This is a genomic window from Mesorhizobium sp. GbtcB19, assembly GCF_019091085.1.
Lineage (GTDB): Bacteria > Pseudomonadota > Alphaproteobacteria > Rhizobiales > Rhizobiaceae > Mesorhizobium.
The window spans coordinates 1-238 of sequence record NZ_JAGXJY010000491.1 but is presented as its reverse complement, the minus strand read 5'-3'; the positions used below and the strand labels follow the sequence as shown (position 1 = coordinate 238).

Here is a 238-nt window from a genome sequence, read left to right as displayed (position 1 = left end):
CCAACGCCGCCATGGCGGCGGTGATTGCGGCGATGAAACCCGCCGGCATTGCCGCCCGCGACCTGCAGACCGCCGGCACCCAGACCAACCCGCGCTACACCTACACCAACAAGGCCGACGGCAGCCAGGAAGCCGAGCTCGTCGCCGATCAGGTGTCCAACACGCTGTCGGTGCGCGTGCGCGGGGTCGACAAGACCGGCGAGGTCCTCGAGAAGGCGGGGTCGTTCGGCGCCAACCA

General features: G+C 69.7%; 1 protein-coding gene. It reads left to right on the top strand.

Translation table 11 applies throughout. The features are described from left to right. Positions 1–238 (top strand): SIMPL domain-containing protein (locus KVT37_RS32815; RefSeq protein WP_217579086.1); only part of this gene is annotated, 238 nt, incomplete at both ends.